Origin of the sequence: Microcystis sp. 49638_E5, from assembly GCF_021300285.1 — a bacterium.
Classification (GTDB): domain Bacteria; phylum Cyanobacteriota; class Cyanobacteriia; order Cyanobacteriales; family Microcystaceae; genus Microcystis; species Microcystis aeruginosa_C.
Genome location: NZ_JAJTDH010000012.1, coordinates 1 through 16,209 on the forward strand (window position 1 = coordinate 1; position 16,209 = coordinate 16,209).

Annotated in this window: 14 protein-coding genes and 1 pseudogene; 5 read left to right on the top strand and 10 right to left on the bottom strand. The window is 41.7% G+C overall.

Going from position 1 to position 16,209, the window contains the following annotated elements; genetic code table 11:
• Nucleotides 1-219: 219 nt before the first annotated feature.
• Both LW728_RS05340 and LW728_RS23125 read right to left on the bottom strand, forming a co-directional pair.
• On the bottom strand, nucleotides 220-582 hold the full coding sequence (locus LW728_RS05340; protein ID WP_287669961.1) for a helix-turn-helix domain-containing transcriptional regulator: 363 nt from the start codon (nucleotides 580-582) through the stop codon (nucleotides 220-222).
• Nucleotides 569-914 (bottom strand): annotated as a pseudogene (locus tag LW728_RS23125) (type II toxin-antitoxin system RelE/ParE family toxin). The gene LW728_RS05340 and the pseudogene LW728_RS23125 overlap by 14 nt, the downstream one beginning before the upstream one ends.
• Nucleotides 915-1,159: 245 nt before the next feature.
• Here LW728_RS23125 and LW728_RS05350 point away from each other — a divergent pair.
• Complete coding sequence (locus LW728_RS05350) at nucleotides 1,160-2,674, top strand: SagB/ThcOx family dehydrogenase (RefSeq protein ID WP_002800242.1); 1,515 nt, start codon at nucleotides 1,160-1,162, stop codon at nucleotides 2,672-2,674.
• A 94-nt stretch (nucleotides 2,675-2,768) separates the two neighbouring features.
• Here LW728_RS05350 and LW728_RS05355 read toward each other — a convergent pair whose 3' ends face one another.
• The 5 genes from LW728_RS05355 to dndD form a co-directional block, all read right to left on the bottom strand.
• Nucleotides 2,769-3,686, bottom strand: coding sequence for a TauD/TfdA family dioxygenase (locus LW728_RS05355; RefSeq protein WP_287765566.1), 918 nt, complete (start codon nucleotides 3,684-3,686; stop codon nucleotides 2,769-2,771).
• On the bottom strand, nucleotides 3,683-4,444 hold the full coding sequence (locus LW728_RS05360; RefSeq protein ID WP_287765568.1) for a class I SAM-dependent methyltransferase: 762 nt from the start codon (nucleotides 4,442-4,444) through the stop codon (nucleotides 3,683-3,685). Before LW728_RS05360 ends, LW728_RS05355 begins: the two co-directional genes overlap by 4 nt.
• Nucleotides 4,445-4,470: 26 nt before the next feature.
• Entirely contained in the window at nucleotides 4,471-5,982 is a 1,512-nt protein-coding gene (locus LW728_RS05365) for a cupin domain-containing protein (protein ID WP_287765570.1), read from the bottom strand.
• Nucleotides 5,983-6,088: 106 nt separating this feature from the next.
• Complete coding sequence (gene dndE, locus LW728_RS05370; protein ID WP_002735106.1) at nucleotides 6,089-6,487, bottom strand: DNA sulfur modification protein DndE; 399 nt, start codon at nucleotides 6,485-6,487, stop codon at nucleotides 6,089-6,091.
• Between the two features lie 393 nt (nucleotides 6,488-6,880).
• On the bottom strand, nucleotides 6,881-8,866 hold the full coding sequence (gene dndD / locus LW728_RS05375) for a DNA sulfur modification protein DndD (RefSeq protein ID WP_287765573.1): 1,986 nt from the start codon (nucleotides 8,864-8,866) through the stop codon (nucleotides 6,881-6,883).
• Nucleotides 8,867-9,240: 374 nt separating this feature from the next.
• On the opposite strand from dndD, the gene LW728_RS05380 reads away from it, so the two are divergent.
• Both LW728_RS05380 and LW728_RS05385 read left to right on the top strand, forming a co-directional pair.
• Nucleotides 9,241-10,884 (top strand): alpha-keto acid decarboxylase family protein, encoded by a 1,644-nt coding sequence (locus tag LW728_RS05380; protein ID WP_287765576.1) that lies wholly within the window; start codon nucleotides 9,241-9,243, stop codon nucleotides 10,882-10,884.
• 144 nt (nucleotides 10,885-11,028) lie between these two features.
• Nucleotides 11,029-12,402, top strand: coding sequence for an IctB family putative bicarbonate transporter (locus LW728_RS05385; protein WP_287765578.1), 1,374 nt, complete (start codon nucleotides 11,029-11,031; stop codon nucleotides 12,400-12,402).
• A gap of 1 nt (nucleotide 12,403) precedes the next feature.
• Here the strand turns inward: LW728_RS05385 and LW728_RS05390 are convergent, their stop codons facing one another.
• Nucleotides 12,404-13,327 carry an AAA family ATPase gene (locus LW728_RS05390; protein ID WP_287703769.1) on the bottom strand — a complete coding sequence of 308 codons (924 nt, stop codon included), beginning with the start codon at nucleotides 13,325-13,327 and terminating at the stop codon, nucleotides 12,404-12,406.
• 254 nt (nucleotides 13,328-13,581) lie between these two features.
• On the opposite strand from LW728_RS05390, the gene LW728_RS05395 reads away from it, so the two are divergent.
• Together LW728_RS05395 and LW728_RS05400 are read left to right on the top strand one after the other, a co-directional pair.
• Entirely contained in the window at nucleotides 13,582-14,100 is a 519-nt protein-coding gene (locus tag LW728_RS05395) for a hypothetical protein (RefSeq protein ID WP_287765580.1), read from the top strand.
• 6 nt (nucleotides 14,101-14,106) lie between these two features.
• Nucleotides 14,107-14,379, top strand: a complete 273-nt coding sequence (locus LW728_RS05400; protein WP_287765582.1) for a hypothetical protein — start codon at nucleotides 14,107-14,109, stop codon at nucleotides 14,377-14,379.
• Here the strand turns inward: LW728_RS05400 and LW728_RS05405 are convergent.
• Nucleotides 14,376-15,299, bottom strand: coding sequence for a bifunctional riboflavin kinase/FAD synthetase (locus tag LW728_RS05405; protein ID WP_002800221.1), 924 nt, complete (start codon nucleotides 15,297-15,299; stop codon nucleotides 14,376-14,378). The two genes, LW728_RS05400 and LW728_RS05405, sit on opposite strands and share 4 nt — an antisense overlap.
• 142 nt (nucleotides 15,300-15,441) lie before the next feature.
• Nucleotides 15,442-16,155, bottom strand: coding sequence for a 50S ribosomal protein L1 (gene rplA, locus LW728_RS05410; RefSeq protein ID WP_002765993.1), 714 nt, complete (start codon nucleotides 16,153-16,155; stop codon nucleotides 15,442-15,444).
• Between the last annotated feature and the right edge of the window lie 54 nt (nucleotides 16,156-16,209).

The window sequence follows — 16,209 nt, forward strand, 5'->3', positions numbered from 1 at the left end:
TCAATGATTAGGATAAGTTATAACTTAAAAATTAATCAACAACTAAAGCTTATGCTTGTAGCTAAGTGAAATCATTGATTAAGAGACCTGTACTTTTCAATGACTTTTTCAGCAGACCCTATTTAGAAAAGGGGTTTCTGAAAGAACCCCCTTTTCTGTGTAGGGTGCGTTAAGCGGCTATCAATTTGTAATCAAAAAACCCAAACTACAAACTACAAACTACCCTGTAATCTTGATTGAACTAACAGCGTCATTTTCATGATTTATTTCTGGCATTTTTGGAGCGATCATTATCGTTAATTTCAATCCTAAAGCTTGAAGCCAAGAGGTTAGTTGATTCATGGCTTCAGGTGCAGGTTTTTGCATTAGTTCTTCCAATTGCTTGGCCTGAATTTTGATTTGTTCTGGTGTTAGATTTTGAGGTCTAAGGGCTTCTAGGACGTGATTAAACGCAAGTCTGAGTAATTCTGATTCAAATTCATATTCATCTCCCTCTAGATGAGTTTCCAAATAAACTGCTGCATAATGGGGATCTTTAAGGGATTCGATCAGGGAATCATGATAACTATCACTGATTGGCATTTTCTCGGCTCCTATAGTCTTGCCAATATTTTTGGGCTATTTCAATGTCTTTAGCTTGCGTTTTTTTATCTCCTCCACACAGGAGTAAGATAATTGTTGTTCCGATTTGTCCAAAGTAAACGCGATAACCAGAACCCTAGTCTATTCGTAGTTCATAAACTCCTGCTCAAAGCTGATTTATAATCCCCTAAGTTACCTAAATTAACCCGGTTTAGGCGTTGAGTAATTTTAGTTTTAGCCTTAATATCCCGCAAAGAATCGAGCCATTGGGCAAGGGGAACTTTGCCGTCACTGGTAACATAACGTCGAATTTCTCTGGGTTGAGCCGCCATGGGATAATTATAGCAGTTATACTATTTTTCTAAAGTAATGGCAGATATGGTTAATTACCCTCACCCCCAACCCCCCACCCCCCTTATCAAGGGTAGGGTTGATTCATGAATCAACCCTACCCGACATCGTAGAGCAGGGGGGGGAGAGGGGAGTATTTAGAAAACGGGTTTCTTTCAGAAACCCGTTTTCTAGGGGTGGGAGTATGTCAAACTAAAAAGTAAAGCTTAGACAGCCTATCTTTATCATGCCAGATCAGCCAATCTCGATCGCCCAATACTACCACGAGCGGACCAAATACGACCCCCAGACGATCGCCTCAAAAAGTAAAGGTCTTGATTGGAGTCAACAACCCTATCCCTTCAAAGAATACAAAATCGGTCAGACTTTCGATCTCAAACCCTACCTCTCCCGTCAAACAGTTCCCCAAAAAGGAGACTTTTGGCGACGTATATCGCGAATTTTGGGCTGTAGCTATGGTTTAACTGCCAAAATCGCCACTATGGGCAGTCCCTTGTACCTACGTTCCGCACCCTCTGCTGGTGGATTATACCCCGCCGAGGTCTATCTGATCTCTCGTGGCACGGAATTTTTACCCGCCGGTCTCTACAGTTACCAAGGTCAAAGTCACTCGCTGCTTTTATTCTGGGAAAGTGATGTCTGGACGAACCTACAATCTGCTTGTTTCTGGAATCCTGTTTTAGAAAATACCGATATCGCTTTAGTTACCAGTGCCATTTTTTATCGGTCCGCTTGGCGCTACGAGGATCGAGCTTATCGGCGTATTTTCCTCGATACAGGGCATTTATTGGGCAATATTGAGCTATCAGCCTCGATTAATGACTATCGCGCTCATTTAATCGGTGGTTTTAACGATAGTCAGATGAATGAATTGCTTTATCTTGATTCCGAGAAGGAAAGTGTCATGACGGTGATTCCTTTGGCAGATCTGCTCAATATTCAGCAAAATCTCCCCCCTAGTACCACGGCACTACCTTCGGCAACCACGACTGTTTATCCCGAAATTCCCGAGGGAGAATTATTAAGCTCCCTACAGCGAGCCACTATCATAGCTACAGATGAGAAGATAGAAGCAACTGTTACTCCGTCTAATTGGGAAGATAAATATAATTTTCCTTTTTGTCTAAAAGTTTCCGTGACATCCCGTCCCGTCAATTGGGGGGAAGATTTAATTGATCTGGAAAGTACGATGCTTAAACGCAGATCTACCCGCGCTTATAGTGGTGCTAGTCTCAGTTTAGACGAATTGCGAGCGCTGCTGCATTTTACCTATCAACCCCAAGATTATGCCAGTCAAAATCTCGATCCCAATCCCGATTATTTTGCTCTGGATTTATTGGAAACTTTTATCGCTGTTTCGGCAGTAACTGGATTAGAGGAAGGCTGTTATTATTATGCTCCCAAAGCCCAAGAATTGCGGCAAATTCGCTTTAAAAATTTCCAGCAAGAGTTACATTATCTCTGTTTAGGTCAGGATTTGGGACGAGATGCGGCTGCTGTGGTTTTTCATACGGCGGATCTGTCAAAAGCAGTGGCTAAATATGGCGATCGAGTTTATCGTTATCTTCATGCAGATGCGGGCCATTTGGGACAGAGATTAAATTTAGCGGCTATTCATCTGGGGTTAGGGGTTAGTGGTATTGGTGGTTTTTTTGATGATCAAGTTAATGAAGTGTTAGGAATTCCCTCCGATGAAGCGGTTATTTATATCACTACTTTAGGCCGACCGAAAGTTTTTTAAGGTGAGTTTGACCCCCTGAAGGGGTGACAAGGAAGTTGAGGTCATTGTACTCTGTACTTTGACCGGTTCACTTTCTCTCTTGGACGTATTTTGTTTAAAGGTTAATCCAACTACGCACCATCTGTCGGGGTTTTCCTGAATTTTTAAAAGCGGTTCTATTGTGGCATAAAAAGCGATTATTAATGTAAAATATATCACCTTTTTTCATTTTGAAGCGGACTATATTTTCTGGTTTTGAAAAAAAGTCGTCGATGATGTCGAGTGTTTTTGTGATAGCTTCCGGTTGCGCTATTTCCAGTTTGGAGTAAGCGACTTCAATCCAGTATCGCATATAACGAAAAACCAGACCCCGAGAATCTGTTGAGAATAAGGGGAAATTATTCTTTTGAATAGCTTCTTGAGAATTAATCTCTCCAGGTGTAATCACATCGCGCGCCAAAGGTTCGTAAAGATAGGGAACTAGGTCTGTATGGTGTTGCCAGAAATATTGATATAAATTGGCGGCGTTTACTACCAGGGAATCTCCTCCCTCATCTGCGGCAGCAAGACACAGTAAGCCAACAAGATCAGGGAAGTAGTTTTTGGCTGTACTATCGGTATGATAGCCAGTTTCTGCATTCGTCATCGAAACGGGTATAGCTTCTTTAGTGTAATCCATTCCTCGATCGATTACATCAAAAAAATAGCCATAGCGGTGGTTTAGCAGTCCAAAAATACGAGAAATAAAAGCATAAATTAACCGCATTTCCGTTTCTGTTAATGCTGAATCTAATCGGAAAATAACTATTCCGGGTTCTAGGAGCAATTTCTCACGAAACGGCAGGAAAAAGTCAAGATTTTTATTAACTGTTTCCTGTGCTATTTCGTTGGGTTTGTCAAGCCATCTGTGATTGCTTGTTTTCAGTAAATACAAGACTAATGATTTGGGTAAATGAAAAAATAGTTGAGAAGGATCGGGCAATTTTTTCCAAGTCAGTAATGAAATATTAGGATCAAAAATTGGTCTAATCATTTTTGAATCTTGAAGGCAACGTGAAGGGGAAGGTCAATGAGCGGAGTAAAAAATTCTGGGTCTAGTTCTAAATGTTCCTGATTAATTTTTAGTTCATAAACTTCTGGCATTTTTGTGAAGGCTGCTAAACGAAGAGATGTGAAGTAATCTTCCATAGTTTTATGAACACATTGCACGGCGACGGCTTTTCTATCTCGGCGCCAAATCTCACCGGGGAATAATTGATCGCGTCCGGAAAAATAGCCAGCTTCGGGTTTAAAATAAAAAGGAAACTTATCTTTTTTCAGAAAAGGTAAAGAGGGATGGGGGACGGCGAACAGGAAATATCCACCGAATTTCAAAAGTTGGTAGGCTTTCTGCATCGTGCTAATAGTTTCTGAAACATTTAAGTAGTTGAACAGAAACATAGCCAGAACTAAATCGTATTGTTCGGACTCAGTTACCCCAAAATCACGAATATCAGCAGCTTCATAGGAAGCATTAGTAATCTGATGCTCGTTTTTTTGAATCAAGGCCTGCTCGATCATTTGTGATGAAATATCAATCCCATGAACATATTGAGCGCCTCGGTTAATTAACTCTCTTCCTACATAACCTTCCCCACAGCCTAGATCTAATATTTTCTTATTGACAATCGGTTCACATAAATCAATGACAAACGGACGAGCGGAGTAATCAGAAAGCAAAATCGGTTCTACTCGTTTCCAGTCTCCTGCGCTTTCGTCGTAAAGTTTTTTGGTTTCTTGTGTTGCTTTCATACCTATCTAACGTGATAAAATTTGCACTAATTTTGTTTTAGTCTAGCACTGTGCAAGTAATTACCCATAAAACTTTTACCAGTTAATCCGAAATCAGCTATCGCCAGAAAAACCAAATCTTCTTCTCCTAAGTTCACAGATTGATGCACGCACCAACGGGGAATAACAGCAAAAGTACCCGGTTCGACTTCGTTTTCATATTGATCAACAATAACTTTTCCTTGACCCTGAAGAAATACAAATACGGTTTCATGTGCGTGTCTGTGCATTTCATTCGCCTTTCCTGGCTTGACTATAACTAGGCGTGCATCTAAAACTTCTAGATCAAATGGCAGGCGAAATACGTTAAAATCAATATTGAGTTTATCAACCTTATTGTTGTATAAAGCCTCTAAGTTGCTGGCGCTGATTGTTGAAATAAGCTCCTTAGCTTCTTGCACATGAGTCAAGCTTTTTTGTTCATTAATTTTTTCGGTCAAGGCTCCCAGTCGCACTGTTTGAAAATCATGGTAAAGTTGTGATGCAAGCCTTAATATTGTTTGAGAGCATTGGCATTCATCAGATGGATTTTCAAGCCAATTTAACAAGTTCAGAACTTCTTCCTTGTGCTTTTCCCTTTGCATCCCGTATAGCAAAAGTGAACTCAATCCGGGTAGTAGTTTTTCCACTGGAACAGTAGATAAGTCTTCCGTCAATCCAATACGCATATCATTGATTTGATGCAATAAAAGTTCCTGTTCCTGATTAGACAGCTTTTTGCTTTTAATCATTTTAGTGAAAAGCGTAACAATCTTGGGTATGTCTGATGATGTCAAAGATTTATCTAGCGCCAACGCACGTTCATACATATTGTCCCAGTAAGCAGCACGTAGATCTAAGGCTTTTAACATTCCTTTCCGTAATTCCAGAACAGCCTGTTCGCCTTCACTGGCTAATTCCTTAGCAATTTCAACTAAAGTTAAGCTGTGTTCATCCTCCACTTCTGTATGTAAAGGAAAAAATACATATTGCTGCAAGGATAATGATGTATGGTTTTTAATCGCTTCAATAATGTGTTTGTAGATAAATTTAACAACAGATTCAGTCCCTAAACCTATGGCTCCAATAGCTTGGAGTGAGCTTCCATTCTGGAGCAGCGATAAGAATGATTCACGCCAGATTTCCACTTCAACACAAGGCGGTTGCCTGCTATCTACTCCCATCGCTTCTTGAAAACGCTTGAATAACTGTGGGTGAGGAATTTCCTGTACCCACTCGTCCTTAATACCTAATTTACGGATTGCTTCGAGATCTTCATGGTGTAGATGTCCGTTTTCTTCAGCTAAGTTCTTCAGCAGGTGATTTCGATGAGTGGGATTTTCTAGCTTTGATATTACTGCTGTTAAATAACGGGAAAACCAGTCACTATAAGCTCCGTATTGACTGGCAAAGTCTTTCATAACTTCATCAATATGTTGAAATTCTCCTTTTTCTAAAGCAAGTAAATACGGATGATTAATCGCTCGATGGCTTAGTGCTTCTTCGATTAAATTTTCCATTTTTTCTCATCCCCCGATAGCCGCCCTCTTTTAAATACCATCACAAAATTGGCCAATTGTCAATAGCTTTTGAGATGCGCTCCCCCTAAAAACAGATCATTCTTGGTTAAGATTCTCTGAGATTTTCTCTCTCTAATTCGATTAAATTATCGATTTTTTTTAGCTTGGCATCCCCAGCAAGATAACCGATACCGCGATGTAAATGTAAGCGAAATTGTTGAGTTAGAGTTTCTTTATCGGTTCCTAATCCGTCTTGATGACAACGTTGTTTGAGGGCAATTAAGAAAATATCGGCCATTTCTCCCCCGAATACTTTCCAAGATAATTCTACATTGCTATCGGCAGGAATGGGAACGGGAGAGGGGAGACTCGGTTCGGCAAGGGAACGACAAAAAGCCCAACGACAGAGGATATTCCATTGGTCAATTTTGGTGTAGCGTTTTAATTTTATTAGGCTATCTTTGGCGGTTTGGGATAGTCGAAAACGTTCGATCGGTGATTCCATAATTTATAATTTTACCTCGAGCTGACTGATGATAAAATAGTTAGTCATTCTCAATCCTGTTTAATAGGATAGTGGGAAGTAGGGAGTTTTTTTCAGTGTTGCCAAAGGCACGGCGTAGCCGTCCAGTAAACAGTAATCAGTGAACTGATAACTCGCATCTGATAACTGATAAATGATAACTGATGAGTGCATCTCAAATTTGCAGAAATAACGACAATCGGCAATTATCAGTAACTCTTAAATTATTACAGATGTATCAGCAGCCGCGTGTAAGCATCCCACCGAAAAACTAATGCGCGGGGGGTTTGGGGGCGGCGCCACGCCCCCAACGGGGGGTTTGGGGGGTAGAACCCCCCAAAAGCTTGGATTGGGGAATTTATCTGAGTCATAATCTTACCAAAAGTAGCGATCGGGGTGAATAGTGGTTTGACGTTGTTGGGAATTGTATTCTAGCAGGTATTTTCGGGCGATTACTTCCTGTTCTTCTAATAAGAGTAGCTCATTTTGTCCAATTTCTGTATCGGTGGAAAGGAGGATAACTTGAGAGGAAGCGGCGGGAAAATAACGTTCAACTAAATTATGGCGATGGGAAGAATCTAAACGTCCGAGGGGTGTATCGATAGCGATGGGTAAATCTCGTCCGGAGACTCGCGCTAATCCCCACAAAAAAGCGATCGCTAATAGTTGTTTTTCTCCGGCAGAAAGACGGTGTTTAGGCACATTTTGTCCATCGGGACCAAAGAGAGATAGACCAAAAGTATCAGCATCGATCGCTATTTTCTGCACCAGATCGGACTTATGCAATAAATAACGAAAACATTCCGCCACTTCTCCCTCTAATCTATTTAATTTTTTTAAAGTTAAGCGTTCTTTAAATACTTTTAAAGTTTGCTGTGCTTTGACAATAGCATTGACGATGTGTTCGTTACTTTGGGATTCTAAAGCTTTCTCACTATAGGCAAATAATTCTTTTTTAGTTTTCTCAATTTTCTTTTTGATTTCCTCATAATTTTTGTGGCTTTGCTCGTATTCCGCTTGAGCATTTAAATACTTTTTCTGAGCGGTTTTTAAGTTATTACTCAGGGTTTCGTATTCTTCGGGAGAGGCTGCTACTGCTAATTCTCGCTCTAAATTATCTAAGTCAGCTTCCAGATTTCTTAATTGTTCCCTTGCTTGATGGGCGAGGTTAATTTGTGCCGGTAATTGATGGGTTAAGACTCGATTTAATAACTCGATCGCCTCCTCGTCTAAATCTAAGTAAGGAGTAATCAAACAATCGCTATCCTCAGCTAAAAACTGATTTTCTTGCTGTAAAAATTCTCTAATATTCTCTAATTGTTCTAAATTTAAATTCAGTTGTTCTAAATAAGCAAGTAACTTTTTATCTCTGGATTCTAAAACCGATTGAGCGACTTTAGCTGATTGAAATTGTAGCTCTTTTTCTCCCTGAATTTTAGCCGCTTCTAGGAGAGGAAAAATTAACTTTAATGGTAAAAATTCCCCCGCTAATTGACCTAAATATTCTCTCTGGTTATCTAGCTTTTTATCTAAATCCTTTTTTCTGCTCTCTAATTGACTTCTTTCGGCGGCAATTTTTCCGCCATCAATGCGAAATTTATCCGAGACTGCATCAAAATCATTTCTAACCAAATCTAAATTTTTTTGTTGAGTTTCCATCTCTTGCCGAGCCAATTCTAAATCCTCTTGGTACTGGGCTAATTTTTTCTCGATAGCTTCAATAGTTGCCAGTTCATTCTCTGCCGCTAATAACCTACGCTTGCGACTAGCTAAAATATCAAGATCAACTGCTAATCTTTCCGCTAATTCTAACCCTAATAAAGTCTGCATCGAATCCTTAACACTGTCAGGAGGTACATCCTGTTCTGCCAATTCTTTTACCTGTTCCCCATCAAATAAAAACAGGTTAGAAATACCCAAAGGTAATAAAGTTTCAATATATTCATCCCAAGTATTAGCTAAGGCAGGATCAGGCCAATCTTCATCTAAAATACCGAGGGTATCCTTACCATCTTTGGGCTGTTTTGTCCAGTATCTAACGATACGATATTGTCGCCATTGTTCATTAACTAGATGTTCAAAAGCCAGTTCAATTCTAGCTTGATCGATGAGGGAAGCTTGATGATTAACTGCTTGACTGAGAAACTCGGCATAACTTAAATTATTGCGAGTAGAACATTTAGCCCGCGCACCGTACAAAGCCAAACGAATCGCATCCATTAAAGTAGTTTTGCCGCCGCCATTCATGCCTCCCAAAAGGATAATTGGACAGGGATTGTTGTCTTTTTCGGGACGTAAATTAATCACTTGACGACCGGCGTAGGGACCGAAATTTTGCAAAACTAATTCAGTAAAAATCATTAACAGTCAGCCTTAGTTAAGTCGAAAGTTTTAGGGAATCTCCTGTAAAAATTATACCAGAAAAAGTGCCGCAGATATTTTTTTACACCCCAGAGAAAAACCCCAGATTTTATACTATAGCATTGATCACCATCGCCTAGATATAATTAGGGTCTGCGGAAAAAACTCTAAGATCCCCCCGCCTGTCGGCACCCCGCTTATTAAGGGGGGCAGGGGGGATCGAGTGCAAAACCTATCTTCTATTTAATTGCAAACAGCTACTTAATTAAAGTCTGCTGATTGTTACTTTCCAGTTTATTACTGGGCATGAGCCTATTTTTTGAAAAAATCGTTATGATCGGCGTGAAAGTGCCAACACAGGGGAGAAAATTGCTATGATCACGATCGGCGAATATTTATGCCAGTGTCTCCATAGTTTAGGGGTTAATCATATTTTTGGGGTGCCGGGGGATTATGTCCTCGATTTGATGGATGTTTTGGTGGAAAGTCCGATCGAATTAGTTTGCACCTGTAATGAGCTTAACGCGGGTTATGCCGCCGATGCCTACGCGCGAGTCAAAGGTATGGGCGCTGTCTGTGTCACCTACGGAGTCGGGGGGTTTAGCCTCGTTAATGCTGTGGTCGGTGCTTACGCTGAAAGAGTTCCCTTGGTGGTAATTAGTGGGGCTTCCGATCGCTCGATTCGCCGGGATAATTTATTATTACACCACACCACGGGCGATTATAATCTGCAATTGTCCATCATGGAAAAAGTCACGGTTGCCTCGGTTATTCTCACTAATTCTGCCCAAGCAGCCAGTCAAATCGATCAAACTTTAGCCGCTTGTTTGCATCACAAACGTCCCGTGTATATCGAAATTGCCCGGGATCTAGTCTATCGTCCCTGTATCCCCTCAGAAAAGCCAATTTATTTAACCGATAATCTCACGGATGCCGCCGCTTTAGAAGAAGCCATTGAAGAAGCGGCTTTTTTATTAGAAAAAGCGGAAAAACCAATTATTTTAGCAGGGGTAGAATTCCATCGGTTTAAACTCCAGGATAAGTTGCTGAAACTTTTAGAAGTAACGGGTTATCCCTTAGCCACCACTATTTTAGGTAAGTCGTCAATTTCGGAAATGCAGCCGCAATTTATCGGCACTTATGTGGGGGCATTAAGTCGCGAATACGTTAGTCAACGGGTGGAAAATGCCGATTGTGTCCTCTGTTTAGGGGCGATCATGTCCGATATGAATTTAGGGGGATTTACGGCTAATTTAAATCCCAATAATTTGATTAATGCCAATTCCGAGAAAGTAAAAATTAAACATCACTTCTACCAACCAGTATTCCTAGGGGATTTTATCGATGGTTTAATTGATAAGCTAAGTCACAAAGAAGCAGCTACACTAGAGATTAAACCTGCGGCCGAATTGAAGAATTTAGAATTCATCGCCGTGCCGGAGCAAAAATTAACTAATGCTCGTTTTTATGAGCGAATGAATCATTTTATCGCTCAAGAATCTTTTGTTATTTCTGATACAGGGGACGCAATTATTGCCACAATTGATTTATTAATGCCCCAAAAAACCGACTTTATTGGTCAAGCATTTTATCTCTCTATTGGTTATTCAATTCCCGCCTGTTTAGGAGTAGCTTTTGCCGCACCAAATACTCGTCCTATCGTCTTTGTGGGTGATGGTGCTTTTCAAATGACCGCCCAAGAACTTTCGACAATTATCCGTCACCATCTCAATCCAATTATCTTTTTAATTAACAATGATGGTTACACGATCGAGCGGGTAATTCAGGATAATATTTATAATGATCTACAACCGTGGAAATATCACCAATTACCGGCAGTATTTAACGGGGAAAGTTGGAGTTGTCAAGTCAGGACAGAAGGGGAATTAGAAAAGGCTTTATCGATTGCCCAGGGTAACATCGATCGCCTATCATTTATTGAAGTACATCTCGATCGTTTTGACTGTTCCCAAGGCTTAACTCGTTTAGGTCAAGCTTTACGTTCACCCCATACTTAGACTGGTTATGCTATCCGGTTTTGACTGTGTGAAGCTGCCCTAAGACACCAGACTGAAACTCTTTTCGCTCCCAAGAGTCAACAATTAAGATACAATCGGTATCTTAATCAAAGTTTGCCGGTGACAACCGCAACTAAAAACCATATGAATGCTTTTTGGAAACAAATCACCCTACTGAACTTTTCCCCCGCTTCTTGGTCAAAATATAGCTATCTGCATCGTTTCGTCGGCCTTTTTAGTCAATGGCGACAGGGTAGCCGGTTTGTGGAGTGGACAGAACTGATGGGTGCGCTGTTAATCTCTCTCCTTATCGCCACTGCGCCGTTTTTCTCCACCAGTCAAATTGGTTTTTTATTGTTAGCAATAGCGGGTTATTGGCTACTCTTAACCCTTGTGGATGAAGGCAAAATCGGGGTGACACCGATTCACATTTTGGTACTTTTATACTGGGGAATTGCCACGGTTTCTACGGCTTTTTCTCCCGTTAAAACCGCAGCTTTGGAAGGATTAATTAAATTAACTCTCAATCTAATCTTTTTTGCTTTTACCGCCCGAATCATGCGATCACCACGCCAGACAAATTGGATTCTGACTACTTTAGTTTTAACCGCCTTAGCAGTCAGTGTTTACGGCATTCGCCAGCAAATTTTTGGTGCGGAACAGTTAGCAACGTGGAACGATCCCACTTCAGAATTAGCGGGAGATACTAGGGTTTATAGTTATCTCGGTAATCCTAATTTATTAGCTAGTTATTTATTACCCGGTATTGCTTTTAGCGGTGCTGCATTATTTGTGTGGCAGGGATGGCTACCGAAAATTTTAGCGGCTTTATTAACTTTAGCCAATGCCGCTTGTTTATTTTTTACCGAGAGTCGTGGCGGTTGGATTGGTTTGATGGTCTTAGGAATTGTCTTCTTATTGCTATTATTTTATTGGTTCAAAAGTTATCTACCGTTATTTTGGCAAACATGGCTTTTACCCTTAGTTTTAGGGGGTTTAGCCGTGGTGGTTTTAGGGGCGATTTTATTGGTGGAGCCGCTGCGAATTCGGGTGATGAGTATTTTTGCTGGCCGGGAAGATAGTAGTAATAACTTTCGGATTAATGTTTGGGATGCAGTTATCCGCATGATTCAAACTTATCCGCTTTTGGGCATCGGACCGGGTAATGATGCTTTTAAGAAAATTTACCCACTATTCATGAAGCCAAAATACACGGCTTTAAGTGCCTATTCTGTGCTATTAGAAATCATGGTAGAAACGGGAATTATTGGTTTTACCTGTTTCCTCTGGTTATTAGTCACAACTATCGGCCAAGGCATCCATCAAATTAAACTTTTACGCGATAAAATGGATAGTCAAGGCTTTTGGTTAATCGGGGCAATTGCCGCTATGGCCGGAATTCTTGCCCACGGTTTTTTTGATACAGTTTGGTATCGTCCCCAAGTTAGCACCCTATGGTGGTTAGTTTTGGGTTTAATTGCTAGTCGTTGTTATTCCCCCGCTAGGGATTTAAAGTAGTTCAGGCACAGATGCGATCCTCGATCGCCACCGATTGCAGAAGTCTTTCCACGATAACTTTAGCTTGACGACCGTGACTAGGAATCAGACGATGGCAGAAGACGTAGGGAGTAATCAGCTTAACATCATCGGGGATAGCATAATCGCGACCTTCGAGGAAAGCGTAAGCTTGAACTGCTTTTTGCAAAACCACACAACCCCGGGGACTGACTCCTAAACTAATATCTTCATGATCACGGGTAGCGCGGACTAAATCGACGATATATTGCTGTAAAGCAGGAGCTACCTTGACCAGACTGACTAATCTTTGCAATTCTCCCACCTGTTCTAAGGAAATACAAGCTTCTAGGGATTTAACCGTCTCTTGAGAATGCTGTCTTTGTAACATTTTTAATTCTTCTGCTGCGCTGGGATAACCCAAACTCAGGCAAACGGCAAAACGGTCCATTTGTGCTTCTGGAAGCGGAAAAGTGCCTTGATATTCGATCGGGTTTTGGGTGGCGATAACAAAGAAAGGTTGGGGGACCGGCCGCGCTTCTCCATCGACGGTAACTTGTTTTTCTTCCATGACTTCTAGAAGTGCCGATTGGGTGCGCGGTGTGGCCCGGTTGATTTCATCGGCCAAGAGGACGTTAGCAAAAGCGGGGCCGGGGATAAATTCAAATTCGCGACTGTTGGGGTTCCAAATCGTGGTTCCCGTGATATCACTAGGGAGGAGGTCAGGGGTGCATTGTACCCGTTGGAAACGACCGTTAATTGAACGCGCTAAGGATTTGGCTAACAGGGTTTTGCCGACTCCGGGGACATCTTCCAGGAGAGCGTGACCACCACTGAGCAAAGCCACCAGCACAATGCGAATCGATTCGGTTTGGCCGACGATGCTCTGGCTCAAATTTTCCATCAAAATATCAATAGCGTCTCTCATAGCACAAATGGGGTATTCTGTCAAGAAGATTAATGTTAAGTTTTCTTGATCTTAACGATTCTTTTCCTAATTTGCCCACACTAACGGGAAAAGTTGACAGACAATGGCGGTAATTTTTCTGCTAGGGAGCTAATCGGGGTTAGGGTGGCGAGCATAGAGAAAATTAGTTAAGAATTGTTGCCAGTGGGCGAAATCAAGATTTTAAGTCGGTTCAGTACGGTAAAATCGAGAAGAATTTCTCTTAATCAGTGAAGATGAAAGCTAGTTCGCTCGTTTTTAGTCTTGTTTTAGGAATCGCTGCCAGTACATTAACCAATAGTTTACCCGAAAATTTGACTTTCAATTCTCGGAAAATATTGGCTCAAGATCAGGCTCCTTCCTGTCCCCTTCCTCCAGATCTTGCCATCACTTTTCGCAATAGTGAATGTCAGGCAGTTACCCTAGAAAAACCCCAGACTTTTTTCCGTTATTATAGTGACGAAAATAGCAAAAAAGGTCGTTTTCTGACCACGGATGAATATGCCACCAATGTGGAGGCGATCAGAAATTTAGCCCTCGATCAAAAGTGGAATCCTCCCAATCAAGCGACTAAAGTAGTATCGGTGACTTTACCTGCGGGAACAACGGTTTATCAAGGAATTGTCGCCCCCCAGAATCCACCTTATTGTTATCACGGTGGTGGTCAGCAAACTTTTATTAAAGACTCGCGAGATGCCAATATACAATGGGGAGAGGGGCGAGGACTAACGCTTACATCTCTTTGGTGTCGCTAGAATATTATGGAAACGAACATGAGGGAATTAGTTCAATCAATTGACCAAGCTATTACCGTGGCCGAACAGATGCGGGAAACAAAAATATCGACTCGGATTGAGGGTTTAATTTCTGTCCTGAAAACCATCAAAAGTCAGGCTTTAGCTGGTCAATTACCACCGTCTCAAGGCATTGTTACCCTAGGATTAGCGCGAGAAGTAGCTGATTGGATCGATTCCCTCGATTCTCCTTTATTGAAAGCGGTGGGTAAAGTGGAAAGAGAATACCAAAAATATTAGGAATTGTCAGTTACAGAAGTTAGAATTAATCGAGAGCGATCGCAGTCTATCTCGATCTGATTTTTTAATCGATCGAGAGAATTAAATTTCTGTTCTGGTCGCAGGAATTGCACTAAATCCATCGTTAAAATGCGATCATATACATTGCCCGACCAATCCAATAAATGGATTTCCACACTGATAGTTTTTCCCTCGATTGTGGGACGATAACCGATGTTCATAACTGCCGGTAAGCGAGAACCATCAAGAGGCACCCAACCGCAATAAACCCCCAGTCGCGGCAATAATTTATCGGGAGGAACCTGTAGATTAGCGGTATGAAAACCTAATGTTCTGCCCAGTTGTTGCCCGACGACCACGCGACCGGTTAAACTATAGGGACGACCTAACATTTGCCCAGCTTGCTCAACGTTTCCTGCTGCCAAAGCTTGACGAATTAGGGAACTACTAATCCGACCCGCCCCACAGTTTTTTAAACCAACAATCTCGACTTTAATATTAAATTGAGAGGCGATCTGTAATAAATCTTCGGCTGTACCTTGACGACGATAACCGAAGCGAAAATCTTGACCAACACTGATCGATTTAGCCTGTAATTTTTCTACTAAAATCTGTTCGACAAAAGCCAAGGGAGTCAGGGAAGCTAATTGAGCAGAGAAAGGCAGTAAAACCAATTGTTTAACGCCTAAATTCTCTAAAACCTCCACCTTTTCCCCTAGAGGAGTTAATAACTGCCATTTTTCCCCCGTAAAAAATTCCCGCGGGTGGGGAGTAAAACTAACAACGGTGGGATAAGCGGGTTCATCCTGAAAAATTGGCTGTAGGACGGTTTGATGACCTAGGTGCAAACCATCAAAGTTACCAAGAGCGATCGCACTAGGGGCTAAAATACGGGTATTAGGGGAATCTACAATCCACACGCTGGCTTTAGGAACAGATACAAGAGAACAATTCAAGCGATTAATCTTGAGTGTAGCCTTTTGATTCTATATCAATCGGGCGATCAAGCTAAAAAAACACCCCCAATTACTTGGAGGCTTTTTCAAAGAAAAATAACTGTCATTAACCTTCGGCTAATTTCAGATCCCGCAGGGTGCTAATATCCACTTGAATCGATGGACCCATGGAGGAAGAAACGTAAACTGTGCGCCAGTAACGCCCCTTGGCCCCAGAAGGACGGTTTCTGTCCACCGTTTCCTGTAAAGCTTTCAAATTAACTAACAGATCCTCAGCACTAAAAGAAGCTTTACCAAATTGAACGTGAACGATCCCAGTGCGATCGGCCCGGAATTCCAATTTACCCGCTTTAAACTCAGAGATCGCTCCCGTTAAATCCGTGGTTACGGTTCCCCCTTTCGGTGAAGGCATTAAACCCCGTGGACCAAGTTGACGACCTAATTTCGCCACTTTCGGCATCATATCGGGGGTGGCGATTAACACCTCGAAATCCATCATCCCCTTGGCGATTTCTTCGATTAATTCTTCCGAACCAACGATATCGGCCCCGGCGTTGTTCGCTTCCTGTACCTTTTCCCCGCGAGTAATGACCGCTACTCGCACCGTGCGTCCGGTTCCTTTGGGTAAACTTACCGTTGTCCGCAGTTGTTGGTCGGTATATTTAGGATCGATGCCTAAACGAATATGAGCTTCGGCGGTTTCGTCGAATTTCGCCGTCGCTAATTCCTTTAATAATGTTAGTGCCTCTAATGGCTCGTAGGCTTTATTTTCTACCTTAGCCTGGGCATCTCGCAAACGTCGTGAAACTTTTTTTACCATCTGATTTGTTGCTCCTTGGGTAATAACGAAGCTTAACTTCTCCCCGTAATAAGA